Source organism: Candidatus Seongchinamella marina (genome assembly GCF_026262685.1).
Taxonomy (GTDB): domain Bacteria; phylum Pseudomonadota; class Gammaproteobacteria; order Pseudomonadales; family Halieaceae; genus Halioglobus; species Halioglobus marinus.
Genome location: NZ_SHNP01000003.1, coordinates 338,777 through 352,688 on the forward strand (window position 1 = coordinate 338,777; position 13,912 = coordinate 352,688).

The 13,912-nt window shown below is 54.9% G+C and carries 16 protein-coding genes; 14 read left to right on the forward strand and 2 right to left on the reverse strand.

Features of this window, described 5'->3' with window-relative positions; translation table 11 throughout:
• Positions 1 to 2 precede the first annotated feature (2 nt).
• The 3 genes from EYC87_RS09975 (at position 3) to EYC87_RS09985 (ending at position 2,918) form a co-directional block, all read left to right on the forward strand.
• Entirely contained in the window at positions 3 to 1,217 is a 1,215-nt protein-coding gene (locus tag EYC87_RS09975) for a UbiH/UbiF/VisC/COQ6 family ubiquinone biosynthesis hydroxylase (RefSeq protein WP_007230883.1), read from the forward strand.
• Positions 1,218 to 1,297: 80 nt separating this feature from the next.
• Positions 1,298 to 1,690 carry a glycine cleavage system protein GcvH gene (gcvH, locus tag EYC87_RS09980; RefSeq protein WP_007230871.1) on the forward strand — a complete coding sequence of 131 codons (393 nt, stop codon included), beginning with the start codon at positions 1,298 to 1,300 and terminating at the stop codon, positions 1,688 to 1,690.
• 37 nt (positions 1,691 to 1,727) lie between these two features.
• Positions 1,728 to 2,918, forward strand: a complete 1,191-nt coding sequence (locus EYC87_RS09985; protein WP_279252732.1) for a class I SAM-dependent rRNA methyltransferase — start codon at positions 1,728 to 1,730, stop codon at positions 2,916 to 2,918.
• A 17-nt stretch (positions 2,919 to 2,935) separates the two neighbouring features.
• Here the strand turns inward: EYC87_RS09985 and EYC87_RS09990 are convergent, their stop codons facing one another.
• Entirely contained in the window at positions 2,936 to 3,592 is a 657-nt protein-coding gene (locus tag EYC87_RS09990; RefSeq protein WP_279252733.1) for a histidinol-phosphatase, read from the reverse strand.
• Between the two features lie 118 nt (positions 3,593 to 3,710).
• Here EYC87_RS09990 and EYC87_RS09995 point away from each other — a divergent pair, with 118 nt between their 5' ends.
• Positions 3,711 to 4,232, forward strand: coding sequence for an RNA pyrophosphohydrolase (locus EYC87_RS09995; RefSeq protein WP_007230879.1), 522 nt, complete (start codon positions 3,711 to 3,713; stop codon positions 4,230 to 4,232).
• Positions 4,225 to 6,489: a phosphoenolpyruvate--protein phosphotransferase gene (ptsP, locus tag EYC87_RS10000; RefSeq protein WP_279252734.1), complete on the forward strand. Its 2,265-nt coding sequence runs from the start codon at positions 4,225 to 4,227 to the stop codon at positions 6,487 to 6,489. Before EYC87_RS09995 ends, ptsP begins: the two co-directional genes overlap by 8 nt.
• Before the next feature lie 4 nt (positions 6,490 to 6,493).
• Here the strand turns inward: ptsP and EYC87_RS10005 are convergent, their stop codons facing one another.
• Positions 6,494 to 7,258: an NRDE family protein gene (locus EYC87_RS10005; protein ID WP_279252735.1), complete on the reverse strand. Its 765-nt coding sequence runs from the start codon at positions 7,256 to 7,258 to the stop codon at positions 6,494 to 6,496.
• A 91-nt stretch (positions 7,259 to 7,349) separates the two neighbouring features.
• Between EYC87_RS10005 and lgt the strand changes: the two genes are divergently transcribed.
• The 9 genes from lgt (at position 7,350) to EYC87_RS10050 (ending at position 13,908) form a co-directional block, all read left to right on the forward strand.
• Complete coding sequence (gene lgt / locus EYC87_RS10010) at positions 7,350 to 8,165, forward strand: prolipoprotein diacylglyceryl transferase (RefSeq protein ID WP_279252736.1); 816 nt, start codon at positions 7,350 to 7,352, stop codon at positions 8,163 to 8,165.
• Positions 8,166 to 8,999, forward strand: coding sequence for a thymidylate synthase (locus EYC87_RS10015; protein WP_279252737.1), 834 nt, complete (start codon positions 8,166 to 8,168; stop codon positions 8,997 to 8,999).
• Positions 8,968 to 9,510, forward strand: a complete 543-nt coding sequence (locus tag EYC87_RS10020; RefSeq protein WP_279252738.1) for a dihydrofolate reductase — start codon at positions 8,968 to 8,970, stop codon at positions 9,508 to 9,510. The genes EYC87_RS10015 and EYC87_RS10020 overlap by 32 nt, the downstream gene beginning before the upstream one ends.
• Positions 9,511 to 9,757: 247 nt before the next feature.
• The gene (locus EYC87_RS10025) at positions 9,758 to 10,543 is read left to right on the forward strand and encodes a DUF3450 domain-containing protein (protein ID WP_279252739.1); all 786 of its coding nucleotides are present in this window, start codon (positions 9,758 to 9,760) and stop codon (positions 10,541 to 10,543) included.
• A complete protein-coding gene (locus tag EYC87_RS10030; RefSeq protein ID WP_279252740.1) occupies positions 10,543 to 11,925 on the forward strand; it encodes a MotA/TolQ/ExbB proton channel family protein in 1,383 nt (460 codons plus the stop codon). The genes EYC87_RS10025 and EYC87_RS10030 overlap by 1 nt, the downstream gene beginning before the upstream one ends.
• Before the next feature lies 1 nt (position 11,926).
• Positions 11,927 to 12,445 carry a MotA/TolQ/ExbB proton channel family protein gene (locus EYC87_RS10035; RefSeq protein WP_279252741.1) on the forward strand — a complete coding sequence of 173 codons (519 nt, stop codon included), beginning with the start codon at positions 11,927 to 11,929 and terminating at the stop codon, positions 12,443 to 12,445.
• A 13-nt stretch (positions 12,446 to 12,458) separates the two neighbouring features.
• Entirely contained in the window at positions 12,459 to 12,869 is a 411-nt protein-coding gene (locus EYC87_RS10040) for an ExbD/TolR family protein (protein ID WP_007230863.1), read from the forward strand.
• An 11-nt stretch (positions 12,870 to 12,880) separates the two neighbouring features.
• Positions 12,881 to 13,297, forward strand: coding sequence for an ExbD/TolR family protein (locus EYC87_RS10045; RefSeq protein WP_007230882.1), 417 nt, complete (start codon positions 12,881 to 12,883; stop codon positions 13,295 to 13,297).
• Between the two features lie 5 nt (positions 13,298 to 13,302).
• Positions 13,303 to 13,908: an energy transducer TonB gene (locus EYC87_RS10050; RefSeq protein ID WP_007230873.1), complete on the forward strand. Its 606-nt coding sequence runs from the start codon at positions 13,303 to 13,305 to the stop codon at positions 13,906 to 13,908.
• Positions 13,909 to 13,912: the final 4 nt, after the last annotated feature.

A 13,912-nucleotide genomic window follows, 5' to 3' on the forward strand; every position in this document is an offset into this window, starting at 1 on the left:
TGATGCCAGCGCAAAAGTTCGACGTCGTTATTATTGGCGCTGGCATTGCCGGCAGTGCTCTTGCTGTGGCTTTGGCCGGACAGGGATTATCCCTGGCTTTGGTGGAAGCTCAATCGCTGGAGCGCAAACCTTTGCCGGATGATACTTCCCTGAAAACTTTCGACGCCAGGGTGAGTGCCTTAACGCCTAATTCTGTGCGTTTCCTCGAGCAGCTGGGTGCCTGGAGTCATATTGCAGGATATCGTCACTGCCCATACGGCCATATGACTGTTTGGGACGCAGAGGGTACCGGGCGCATTGAGTTTGACTGTGCAGAGCTGAAGGCTCCGGCCCTGGGTTATATTGTTGAGAACAGAGCCATTGTAGACGGCTTGTTGCTGGCCATGGATCAGGCCCATGGCATTCAGCGATATAATCCTGACCGCCTGCAAAGCTGCCAGCGCTGTGAGGACGGCTCAATGGAGCTTCTTCTGGACAGTGGCAAAACAATAGAAGCTTCCTTGCTTGTCGGCGCCGATGGTGCGCTTTCGCGAGTGCGCGAAATGTTCGACTTTAAAACGAGAGAGTGGGATTACGGTCACCAGGCATTGGTGTGCACGGTGCAAACTGCCGAGGAACACCAGGCCACCGCATGGCAGCGTTTCCTGCCCACCGGGCCGCTGGCTTTCCTGCCGCTGCCAGGGACGTCAGACCAGCACTATTGTTCAATCGTGTGGTCGCTGACAGACGACAGGGCCGCCGAAGTTCTGGCGTTGGACGACGACGCATTTTGTACCCAATTGAGCCGCGTATTTGAAGGTAATTTGGGTGGCGTCATCGGCGCAAGCGCCCGCGCTGCCTTTCCGCTGAGGCAGAGGCATGCGGTTGACTACATCCAGCCGGGAGTCGCCCTGGTTGCAGATGCGGCGCACACTATTCATCCGCTGGCAGGCCAGGGGATCAATCTGGGTTTACAGGATGTCGCCGCCTTGGCTGAGGAGCTGTTGGCTGCTCACGCCAAAGGTCTGGAACCAGGTCAGCTGGATGTGTTGGGTCGCTACCAGCGGCGCCGTAAGGGCGAAAACCTGCTGATGATGGCTGCGATGGACGGGTTCAAGCGGCTGTTTGAGCAGAAGGCGCTGCCGCTCAGGTGGTTGCGCAATGCTGGAATGCGCGGTGTCGCCCAGGTCGGTCCACTCAAGACAAAACTGATGCGCCAGGCGATGGGCATTGGTTAATAACCGTGTTGTGTTTCACCAACCTCCCGTTAGAATGTCCCGCTTAGCCTAATACCATTGATCAATGCAGAGGACGCTCCATGAGTCAGACACCAAGCGAACTGAAATATGCCGGCAGCCATGAATGGGTGCGCCTTGAAGAAGACGGCACCGTAACCATCGGTATTTCCGATCATGCCCAGGATGCACTGGGAGATGTAGTATTCGTGGAAGTTCCTGACGTGGGCAGTGCCCTGGCGGCAGGCGAAGAAGCCGGAGTCGTCGAGTCAGTGAAGGCCGCATCAGACATATACTCTCCAGTGGGAGGCGAAGTGTTGGCAGTCAACGAGTTGCTGGAAGACGAGCCGGAAACCGTTAATTCCGACCCTTACAATGATGGCTGGTTCTATAAGTTACAGCCTGCCGATACCAGCGAACTGGACGCCTTGCTCAATGCCGAGGACTATCAGAGTAAGTGCGACGAAGACGATTAGTCGTCACACAGAATCTCGGTGAGCTGAGCTACCGTCCGTGACTCTTACTGCAGGCCTCTTTTTGCGCAAGGGCGCCGACCGCCGTTTGCGTGGGGGGCACTTGTGGGTTTATTCCAATGAAGTGGATACCAAGCGTTCGCCGCTAGGCGGCTTCGAGCCTGGCGATATCGTTAGTGTGCGCAGTGCTGATGGTGTGCTGTTGGGGTCTGCTTACATGGAACCGCAAGCACTGATCTGTGCTCGTTTGTATGCGCCAGCTGAGGGTCAGACCCTCAGCACCGGTCTTTTCTATCAGCGTCTGGAAACGGCACTGGCCGGTCGCGATGCAGTTTTCACTCAGCCTTTTTACCGCCTGGTCTACGGTGACAGTGATTTATTGCCTGGGGTCGTTATCGATCGCTTTGGTCCTTACCTTGTAGTGCAGCTCAATAATGCCGGTATAGAGCGACATCGGCAGCCCTTGCTCGAGGCGCTGCAAAAATTACTGTCGCCTGAGGGAATCTTGCTGCGTGGCGATAGCCGCAGCCGCCGCGAGAGCGGTCTGGCAGAAGATAGCGAGATCGTATTGGGTAGCGTGCCCGACCAGGTCCCGCTGGAGGAAAACGGTGTGCGGTTTTTGGCGCCAGTTCATGCGGGACAAAAAACCGGTTGGTTTTATGATCACCGCATGGCCAGGGCCAGGCTGGCGCCCTGGGTTGCCGGCAAGTCGGTACTTGATGTGTACAGCTATATCGGTGGCTGGGGCATACAGGCGGGATCGTTTGGCGCGGATCGGGTGTGTTGTATCGATAGTTCTGCTACTGCCCTGGAAGGGGTGATGGTTAATGCAGCGCTCAATAATATTGCCGACAAGGTATCGGTGCGGCAGGGCTCGGCGCCAGAGACGATGAAGCAGATGATAAGTGAGGGGCTCACCTACGATGTGGTCATTCTGGACCCGCCCGCATTTATTCAGCGACGCAAGGATATCAAAAAAGGTGTCACCGCTTATCGACGCATTAACGAGTTGGGTCTGCGTCTTCTTAATACGGGTGGCTTGCTGGTTTCGGGCTCTTGCTCAATGCATCTTGCCCGCTCAGACCTGATGCTGGCAATGCAGCAGGCGGCGGTTAGGGCGGGTTGTCAGCTGAGAGTAGTGGAGCAGGGCGCACAAGGCCCTGATCACCCGGTGCATCCGGCGATTCCCGAAACTGAGTACCTGAAGGCGGTATTTGCCAGAAAGCTCTGAGTGGTATGGGCTCTCGGTCAAGCCCGCAGTGAGATGACGGGCCAGCCGGCCTCTTTTGCTCGCGCCAGTAAGGTAGCATCGGGATCAACCGCGATGGGCTTGTCCACCTGCTCTAACAGCGGCAGGTCATTGTGCGAGTCACTGTAAAAATAAGCGCCTTCCAGCGAGGTATCCCGGTTTTGCAACCACGCTTCCAGCCGGGTGACTTTGCCTGCACCAAAGGAAGGCGTTCCTACTGGTTCGCCGGTGTAACGTCCGTCAACTATCTCGGCCTCGCAGGCAAGAAGATCATCGATACCCAGTGCCGTGGCGATGGGCCGGGTAATAAACTCATTAGTTGCGGTGATGATCAGCAGTTCATCGCCGCGATTGCGGTGGTTGGCGATCAATTGCTGTGCCTTGGGCAGTATCACCGGGCTGATCATTTCGCGCATGAAGTCCCGGTGCCAATCGGCCAGCACATCCAGTGGCTGACCTTTCAGCGGTGCAAGAGCGAAGCGCAGGTAGGCGGCAATATCCAGGTCGCCCGACTTATAATCCTTATAAAACTGATCGTTTTGCGCAGAAAAATGTTCGCTGTTAACCAGGTTTCGGTTGCAGACAAATTGCCCCCAAAGGTGGTCGCTATCTCCTCCGATCAGGGTGTTGTCCAGGTCAAAAATAGCCAGGGCCATAAGGACTGCTCGCTGTTAAAGCACGGCAGCATAGCCGCCAACGCCGCGGGAGTAAATTTCTCAGGGAGTGGAAAGTGTGGAACAATGAACGGTTCAGGAGTAAAAATTTTGAAAAATAGTGATTGATAAAGACGGCTTTCGTCCAAATGTAGGGATCGTGTTGGCAAATAGCCAGGGCCAGGTGCTCTGGGCTCGTCGCGTGGGCGGCCGTGATGCCTGGCAGTTTCCACAGGGCGGTATCAATCAGGGAGAATCACCGGAACAGGCACTCTACCGCGAGTTGGAAGAAGAGGTGGGGCTCGGCCCTGAGGCGGTTGAGGTGCTCGGTGTGACACGCGGTTGGCTGCGCTACCGACTGCCCAAGCGCTTTGTTCGCAAAGGGCAAAAGCCACTCTGTATAGGGCAGAAGCAAAAGTGGTTTCTGCTTCGTATGTTGGCCGACGACAATGCTGTGCGCCTGGATCTCAATGACAAGCCGGAATTTGATCACTGGCAGTGGGTCAGTTATTGGTACCCCCTCAACGAGGTGATTTCCTTCAAGCGGGAGGTTTACCGCAGAGCAATGAAAGAGCTGGCTTTGCCTCTGGGAAGACACACGCAGACGTGGGACGAGCGTGTGATGAGAGAAGCCAATGCTTGAAACACTTCGCCAGATCGTCCAGGAGGTCAACGCAGCCAGCGGTTTGGAGGACGCTCTGGGCATTATTGTGCGCCAGGTCCGAGTGGCCATGGGCACTGAAGTGTGCAGTATTTATCTGCGAGAGCCCGGGGGGGAGCGCTTCATTTTCCGCGCCACCGAAGGTCTTAACCAGGAGCAAGTGGGTCTAGCCAGTCTTGCGGCGGGCGAAGGCCTGGTCGGTACCGTGGCGGAGCGGGAAGAACCCCTCAATTTGGAAAATGCGGAAAGCCACCCCAATTTTCGTTTTTTCCCGGATCTGGGTGAAGAGCACTTCGACGCTTTTCTCGGTGTTCCCATTATTCACCAGCGCGATGTTCTCGGTGTGCTTGTGGTACAGCAGGCCGAGCATCGGCGCTTTGATGAAAGCGAAGAAGCCTTTCTGGTTACTATGTCTGCCCAGTTGGCGGCCGTTATCGCGCACGCCAGGGTTACCGGTGCAGTGGATTCGGACGAAGTCGCCGAGGGTGCGCCAGCCAAGATTGGAGGTGTGCCCGGAGCACCAGGTATAGCAATTGGTACTTGCGTGGTGGTCTCGCCTATCGCTGATCTTTATGCCGTGCCGCGCAAAACCGTTAAGGACAGACGGGCGGAGCTGCATGCTTTTCGTTTTGCCCTGGATCGGGTCCGCGAAGACATTCAGGGTGTCGCTGATAATCTGGGCGGCGAGCTAAGCCCGGAAGATCATGCGTTGTTTGATGTCTATCTGGGCATCCTGGATGACTCCTCCATTGGCAGGGAAGTCGTCGGTCTGATTAAGGCAGGACAGTGGGCTCAGGGCGCCCTAAGCAAGGTGATGATCGAGCATATCCGTCATTTTGAACGCATGGAGCACAGCTACCTGAAAGAGCGCGCGGTAGACGTGAAGGATTTAGGCACCAGGGTGCTTTCTTACCTTCAGGCTTCTACCAAGGAAGAGCAGGTCTTTCCCGATAATGCGGTATTGGTAGGCGAGGAGCTGACGGCTTCTTCACTGGGCGAAATTCCCCGGGAAAAGTTGGCGGGCCTGATCTCTGTTCGCGGCTCCGGAAATTCTCACGTGGCTATTCTCGCCCGAGCAATGGGTGTGCCCACCGTTATGGGTGCGGTAGACCTGCCCTATACGCGACTGGAAGGGCGCAGTGTTGTTATTGATGGCTATAACGGGACGGTTCACCTCAATCCGCGGCCAGAGGTGTTGTCACGTTTTAAGGAGGTGGTGGACTCAGATCTGGAGCTGAACAAGGACCTGGAGTCTCTGCGGGACCAGCCTTGCGTCACCCTGGACGGACATCGCATGCCGCTCTGGGTTAACACTGGCCTGATGGCTGATGTGGTCCGATCTCTCGAGCAGGGTGCCGAAGGGGTTGGTCTTTATCGTACCGAAGTGCCGTTTTTGCTGAGAGAGCGCTTTCCCTCTGAGGAGGAGCAGAGACAAATTTACCGTAACCAGTTGGAGGCCTTTGCCCCCCGGCCAGTTACGATGCGTACGCTGGACATCGGCGGTGATAAATCGCTGCCCTATTTCCCCATTGAAGAGGACAATCCATTCCTCGGATGGCGGGGAATACGCGTTACCCTGGATCATCCGGAAATTTTTCTTTCCCAGGTACGTGCCATGCTCAAGGCCAATGATGGTTTAGGCAATCTGCGGATCATGCTGCCAATGATATCCAGTGTCTCTGAGCTTGATGAAGCCCTGGACTTGATTCGACGCAGTCACCGCGAGGTGGTGCAGGAAGGGGTGACTACCGAGCTGCCCAGCATTGGCGTAATGGTGGAAGTGCCTTCAGCGGTATACCAGGCCAGGGCGCTTGCCCGACGGGTCGATTTCTTATCCGTAGGTTCGAACGACCTCACTCAGTATTTGCTCGCCGTAGATCGTAACAATGCCCGGGTGGCGGACCTTTATCATTCGCTGCACCCGGCCGTCTTGCAGGCGCTTCAGGAAGTGGCGACAGCGGCCATGGCCGAGGGTAAAAAGGTAGGGATTTGCGGGGAACTGGCGGGGGATCCAGAAGGTGCTGTGTTGCTGTTGGCCATGGGTTACGACATGCTCTCCATGAATGCTACCAGTTTGCCGAAAGTCAAAAAGGCATTGCGTAATGTCAGTCTGGTTGAAGCCCGCGAGCTACTGGCTGCTGCCTTGCAACGTGAGGACCCAGCCGAAATCCATGCACTGTTGGAGCGCTTTCTTGCGGAGCATGGTATGGAGCGCTTTATCCATAACCCGGTGGATTAGCGACTTATACTTCTTTTTCAACCACTTCGATGAGATCGCCTCGGGCGTCGAAACTTCTTTCCTTCCAGTGAAATTCACCAGCAGATGTTTGCCAGCAGGTGGTGGTGGCACGGGTGCCATAGGCATCGCCGACGATAAACTGGGCTGATAGCAGCTGGTCCATCTCCGTATTCATTGCTTGCAGGTCCAGTTGGTTTTTGCTGGCGAGTTGGCGGCTGTCTACCGCTGTCGCCAGGGCAGAATGGTCAAGCGGGTGCTGCAATATTTCTGCCATGACCTGCTTGCCACGCTGAACCTTGGGCCAGGGCGTATCCAGAGAGGCGTTGCTCAAGCCGTAGATACCCGGCGTCAATCGTCTGGGCGATTGCTCGCTGGAGGGGCCGGAGTTGCTGACATACCAGAGATCTTCGCGGTCCCCCAATAACAGGTTGAACCCGGCGTAAGCGCCCGCGCGCAAAGACAGCTGATCAAGGTATTGCTGTGCGGATAAATCCCCTTGCAGGTAGCCGAGTACGAGCTCGCCGCGGGAGCGCTCGGCAGCTTTGGTTTGCTCGGGGTCGCGGGAATTGGTGACGGCGGCAAAGTGGCCACTTCGATTGACCCCCATCCAGCTGCCGCCAGCCTGGCGGTCGCGCCCGGCCAGCACCTGGGGATGCTCGAGCCAGTAGTGAGAGGCATCTGTGGGACGCTGGTGGAACTCGTCGCGGTTGGCGGCGACGACCAGCGGGTATTGGTTATTGACCTGGTGGGCAAACAGTATCAGGCACATTGTGGGCTTTATTACTCCTCTGGATATCGGGAAACAATTGTGAAACCGCAGCACGTGCATAATAATACGTTCTTATCCCGATGGTCTGCCCATGCTGCCTTATCCTGAAATAGATCCTGTTGCCCTGGCCCTTGGCCCATTGAAAATCCACTGGTATGGGCTTGCTTACCTTACTGGTATTGCCGTCGCCTGGTGGTTGGCGATCAGGCGCTGCCGCGAGCCCTGGAGCCCAATAAAGCGTGAGCAGGTAGATGACCTGGTGTTCTACGCTGCTCTTGGCATCGTGCTGGGAGGGCGCGTGGGCTATACGTTTTTCTATGGTGGTCAGCGTTTAATAGAAGACCCCACCTGGGCCCTGCGCCTCTGGGAGGGTGGTATGTCATTCCACGGCGGGTTCCTGGGGGTGCTGTTAGCCATGTACTTGTTTGGCCGCAAGCAGAAGCTGGCTTTTTGGCGGGTCATGGACTTTGTCGCACCCCTGGTGCCGATTGGATTGGGTCTGGGTCGACTGGGCAACTTTATCGGCCAGGAGCTCTGGGGAAGGCCTACCGATGTGGCCTGGGGAATGGTGTTCCCTGCCGATCCCCTGCAGCTTGCGCGACATCCCTCGCAGCTCTATGAGTTTGCGTTGGAAGGCGCGTTGCTATTTGGGTTGTTGTTCTGGTTCTCTTCCCGGCCTCGTCCTACTTGCGCAGTCTCGGGCTTCTTCTCCCTGGGCTACGGCTGCGCCAGGTTTTTCGTGGAGTTTTTCCGCGAGCCAGACGCCCATATTGGCTATGAAGCCTTTGGCTGGTTGACTCGCGGCCAAATCCTCAGTCTGCCGATGATCGCGGTCGGCATTACTCTGTTATTTGTCGCCTACCGAGGCTCATCTGCTACTGCGCAACGCGCAACTGGAACCAAGTAAATGAAGCAATACCTAGACCTTCTTCAGGATATTCTGGATAGCGGTGTGCGCAAGGGCGACCGCACTGGCACAGGGACTCTCTCAGTGTTTGCGCGGCAGTATCGTCATGATCTCGCTGATGGCTTTCCGCTGTTAACAACCAAGAAGCTGCATTTGAAAAGTATCGTCAACGAGCTGATCTGGTTCCTTAACGGTGAGACTAATACCCAATGGTTGAAAGAAAACGGAGTGTCTATCTGGGACGAGTGGGCCACCGAGGACGGTGATCTGGGGCCGATTTACGGGGCTCAATGGACTGCTTGGCCAACCAGCGATGGAGGCAGTATCAATCAGATTGACTATGTCGTTGATTGTTTGCGCAACTCCCCCGATAGTCGGCGGATACTGTTCCATGGCTGGAATGTGGAGTATCTGCCAGACGAAAAGGCCAGTCCCCAGGAGAACGCGAGGGCGGGGCGAATGGCGCTGCCACCTTGTCATCTGCTTTATCAGTTTTATGTTGCTGGAGGGAGACTTTCAGCCCAGTTATATATTCGCTCAAGTGATTCTTTCCTGGGTCTTCCCTACAACACCGCCAGCCTCGCGGTACTCACAATGATGCTAGCCCAGCAATGTGACCTTGAGCCGGGCGAAATTATTATTACTACGGGTGATTCCCATCTTTACAGTAATCACATGGAGCAGGTGCAAGAGCAGTTATCACGTGAACCGCGCGCGCTGCCGCGTATGAATATTCTGCGTCGCCCTGACAGTATTTACGATTATTGTTTCGAGGACTTTGAGTTGGTTGATTACAACCCCCATGGGCATATCTCAGCGCCAGTTGCGGTCTGAGCGCGTGGCAATTGAGCTGGCAGTGATTGTTGCCGCTGCGCAAAACGGTGTTATTGGTCGGAACAATACTCTCCCCTGGCATTTGCCGGAGGACTTGCGATACTTCAAGCGCACCACCATGGGTAAGCCAATTGTGATGGGTCGTAAAACCTATGAGTCGATTGGCCGACCGCTCCCTGGGCGCACCAACATTGTCGTCACCCGTTCTTCGCAGTGGAGTGCAGAGGGTGTGAATGTGGTTCACAGTCTGGGTGACGCCCTGTCGCTGGCGCAGGACGTCGCGGCGAACGAGGGTGCGCAAGAGTTAATGGTGATCGGCGGGGCTGAAATCTATAGCACGGCCCTGCTTGCTGCAGATCGTCTATACCTGACAGAGGTGCATGCCGAGGTGGAGGGCGATGCCTACTTGCCCCAGATCGACTGGACGGCGTGGCGGGAGGTTTCCCGGGAGCGGCATGAGGCCAGCGAGAGCAACCCCTATGGTTACAGCTTCGTAGTTTTTGAGCGCTAAGCCGAGGTTTCTCACAGCACGCTACAATTGTTACCGTCGCGTTGAAGATTATTGCTATGTGTTACCGTTTTACCCAAGAGCCTGTTTTACCCTATAGCGAGCGCACTGAAAATTGGAAAACGGATACTATTTGGTTTAAATTCGCTGCCTCGGTTTACCGACTCTGGTTTATCCACTATATAAATAGTTCAGATACCGGTTTTATCAGAGCCGATTCTTTTTGTTGGACACAGGAAACACGATTCCCATGACTATGCATCGATTAAAAAATGCACTGATCGCTGCGCTTGTCTCCGTTGGCGCCCTGGCGGGCGCCGCGGCTGCAGTGCAGGCCAGTACGTTGGACTCCATCTTAGCGGTTGGAGAAGCCAAAAATGATTCGGCTCGAAAGTCCCAGGTCAAGATTGACCGACTGGCTGACGAGACGCGCGATTTGCTCAGTGACTACAAAACAGTTAGCAAGCAGATTGACGGTCTCAAAGTTTATAACGCTCGTCTGCAGCGCCAGATCGACAATCAGATGAAGCGCGTTGGCGAGATTGATCAATCAATTTCCCAGGTGACGGTTATTCAGAGGCAGATGACGCCGCTGGTTATTCGCATGATCGATGGTCTGGAGCAGTTTGTAGAACTGGACGTGCCTTTCCAGAAGGGAGAGCGCATGGAGCGGGTTGAATTCCTGCGTGCCAATATCGATCGCGCTGACGTCAGCGTGGCGGAGAAGTTCCGCGGCGTTCTTGAAGCCTACAATATTGAGCTTCAATACGGACGTGGCATCGACACTTACCGCGGCGTTATTGATATGAATGGATCGTCCCGCGATGTGGACTTTTTACGCATAGGCCGCATCGCCCTGATGTATCAGACTACCGACGGTGCCAGCTCTGGTGCCTGGGATACCAACAGCGGTGCTTGGGTTGAGCTGCCTTCTGGTGACTACGACGGGGCTATTCGCAAAGGCATTCGAATTGCGAAGAAGCAGGCCACGATTGAATTATTGAACATGCCAGTTTCGGCTCCGGAGGCCAACTGATGAGCGCTAAAATCGTAAAAGCCGCTGCTTTTGTTTTGTGCGGCGCACTGACTCTCTCAACGGGCTCCGCTATGGCGCAAGACGCCAAGTCGTTGGATGAACTGCTGAAGTTCGTTAAGCAGGGCCAAAGCAGCGAAGCGAAAGAAAACCGCGCTCGCGAAGCCAAGTTTTCCAAAGATAAAGCGAATCAAGCGAGCGCTTTGAAGCGCGCAGAAGCTGAGCGTGCTCAACAAGAGCGGTTAAGCGCCCAGCTTGAGCAAGCATTTGAAGAAAACGAGCTATTGATTGCAGCCAAGCAAAAGCAGCTGCAGGAAAAGTTGGGTACCCTGACTGAATTGTTCGGCCACCTGACATCTGCGTCAGGCGATCTTGCATCGAATCTTGAGGTGTCCATGGCTTCTGCCCAGTATCCGGGCCGGGAGCAATTCCTTAAGGACCTGATCTCCAAGATGAGTGGTTCCGACACCTTGCCCAGCATCGAGGAGATCGAGCGGGTATGGTTCGAGCTTCTGCGCGAAATTCGTGAGACTGGTGTTGTCACCAAGTTTAGTGCTGAGGTCTCATCCCCAGCGGGCGAACGTGCCGAGCGCGAAGTTGTTCGTATCGGTGCTTTCAACATGGTTGATATCAACGGTAATTACCTGAGCTTCGACAACGGCAGCTTGAGCGAATTGCCACGCCAGCCCAGCGGACCGTATACAGGATGGGCTGCTGAACTGGCTTCCGCATCTGGCGGCATGCACAGCTTTGGTATTGACCCGACCGGTCCTACCGGAGGTTCATTCCTGGCAGCCATCATTGATACTCCGAACCTGGAGGAGCGTTGGCATCAGGGTGGTTATGTGGGCTATGCGATTACCGCTGTTGGTATATTTGCCTTCCTGCTCGCAATTTACAGATTGGTTGTACTGACCGCTGTTAGCAGCAAAGTCAATGCTCAGCTGAAGAGCGACACGGCCAAAGAAAACAACCCGCTGGGCCGCGTTCTCAAGATTCATGAAGACAATCCCACAATGGACACAGAGACTCTCGAGCTGAAGCTGTCCGAGGGTGTGTTAAAAGAGACTCCAAAACTGGAGAGTGGACTCACACTGCTGAAGATCATTGCAGCTGTGGCACCGCTGATGGGTCTGTTGGGTACTGTGACCGGTATGATTATCACCTTCCAGGCTATCACCATTTTTGGTGCGGGCGATCCCAAGGCGATGGCCGGCGGTATCTCCGGCGCACTGATCACCACAGTGCTTGGTCTGTTGGTGGCTATCCCGACCGTACTTCTGCACACCGTGGTGAATGGACGCGCGCAGCGCATCATTCACATCTTGGACGAGCAGACTACGGGAATGATTGCAGAGCATACTGAAGCCAATCTGAGGTCTTGATATGGGCGGTATTATCGAGGTACTCCTCGGCTTCATGGACAAGGGTGGCGATGTATTATGGTTGATCGCAGCCCTCCTGTTCGTGATGTGGACGCTGATCTTCGAACGAATCTGGTACTTGCAGTTCGGTTGGAAGAACGACGTTGCGCAGGTTATCGGCAAGTGGGAAGGACGCTCCGAGCGTAAATCGTGGGAGGCCGAGCAGATACGTGCCATGCTGGTTTCCCAGGCTCGAATGCAGATCAACCGCAACTTGCCTGTGATCAAGACCCTTGTTGCCCTGTGCCCATTGTTGGGTCTTCTGGGCACGGTGACCGGGATGATTGAAGTTTTCAACATCATGGCTGTGACGGGTGGCGGTGACGCGAAGTCCATGGCTGGAGGTGTCCAGCAGGCAACGATACCGACTATGGCCGGCATGGTTGCTGCACTTTCTGGCGTTTTTGCCAATACTTATGTGACCAGGATTGCCCAACGGGAAAGTGTTTTCCTGCGTGACAACCTGACTACGGATCATTAATAGAGCCAGTTAGATGCGAAAGAGAAACCGACAAGCTGATGCCGATGAGGCTGAAATCGACCTGACACCGATGCTCGATGTCGTGTTTATTATGCTGATCTTTTTTATTGTGGTCGCATCCTTCCTGAAGGAAGCCGGTATCGAGATGAACCGGCCTGACAGCAATCAGAATCCGCCGGAAACCGACGCCACCAGCATTGTTGTCACTATTACGGGTGACAATCAGATTTGGATGGAGAATCGCAGGATTGATATCCGCGCGGTTCGCGCCAATATTGCTCGCCTTTTGGCATCGGATCCTGATCAATCCTTTACAGTCAAAACAGAGTCTGGTGCCAGTGCCGGAGCGCTGGTTGAAGTAGGCGATGCCGCCCGAGAGGCCGGCGTGAAGCAGGTCAATTGGCCAGCGGAGGAAAAGAAGTGAGCAGTCGAAGTATGGCAAGCGGTCGTTCAGGTGGCGCACAGGATGGCGGCGGTGAGGGCGAAATTGACCTGACTCCAATGCTGGACGTTGTGTTCATCATGCTCATCTTTTTCATTGTGACGTCGTCTTTTGTTAAAGAACCGGGTGTAGAGATACTCAAGGCAGAGGCGGTGACAACCAGTGCCTGTGATAGGGGAACTATTATTTTTGCCGTTAACGCTACGGGCGACGTTTACTACGACAAGAAGCAGATCCCCATAGACCGGGCATATCGCCTGGCCGAGGCAGCCAAGAAAGAGGCCCCCAAGGCTAATTTTGTAATTCAGGCTGACGTGGATACGCCAACCTCAGCGTTGAGCGATTTGCTAGGAGTGATCAAACCCCTGATGGATGCACCGCTGTGTGTTTCCACCGATGACGCGGGTTAAGCTAGATGGGTGATAGTAAAGTGAGAATAATCGTTTCAGTATTGCTCGCCCTTCCCGTGGTGGTGGGCTTGTTTATGGTTATGCATAGCCTGATCGACCGCGATTTCAAGAATCCTGAGGTGTCGAATCAAAAAATTGCAGACCTGGTCCAACCGGATGAAGAAATTCAGCTGGAGACCAACTCCAAGAAGCCAGAAAAGGTGGAGGATCCGGAAGAGCCACCCCCTGAAATAGACATGGCCCGTATCGATCTGGATATGGACACCAATGTGGATAATATCGCACCAGCTGCCGCCATCGATATCAGCATCTCGACGTCTGGCATGTCCTCCGGCGATGGTGAGTATCTGCCTATCGTAAAGGTTGCTCCTATTTACCCACGTCGCGCTCAAACTCGCGGCATCAGTGGTTATTGCATTGTCGAGTACACGGTAACCACCTCTGGTGCGATTCGTGATCCCGTTGCAGTTGATTGCCAGCCCTCTGGTGTATTTGAGAAAGCTTCCGTGAAAGCGTCAACCAAGTTCAAGTACAAGCCACGAGTTGTCGATGGTGAAGCCATCGAGGTGGCTGGTGTACAAAACAAGTTCACCTATGAGCTGGAACAGTAACAAG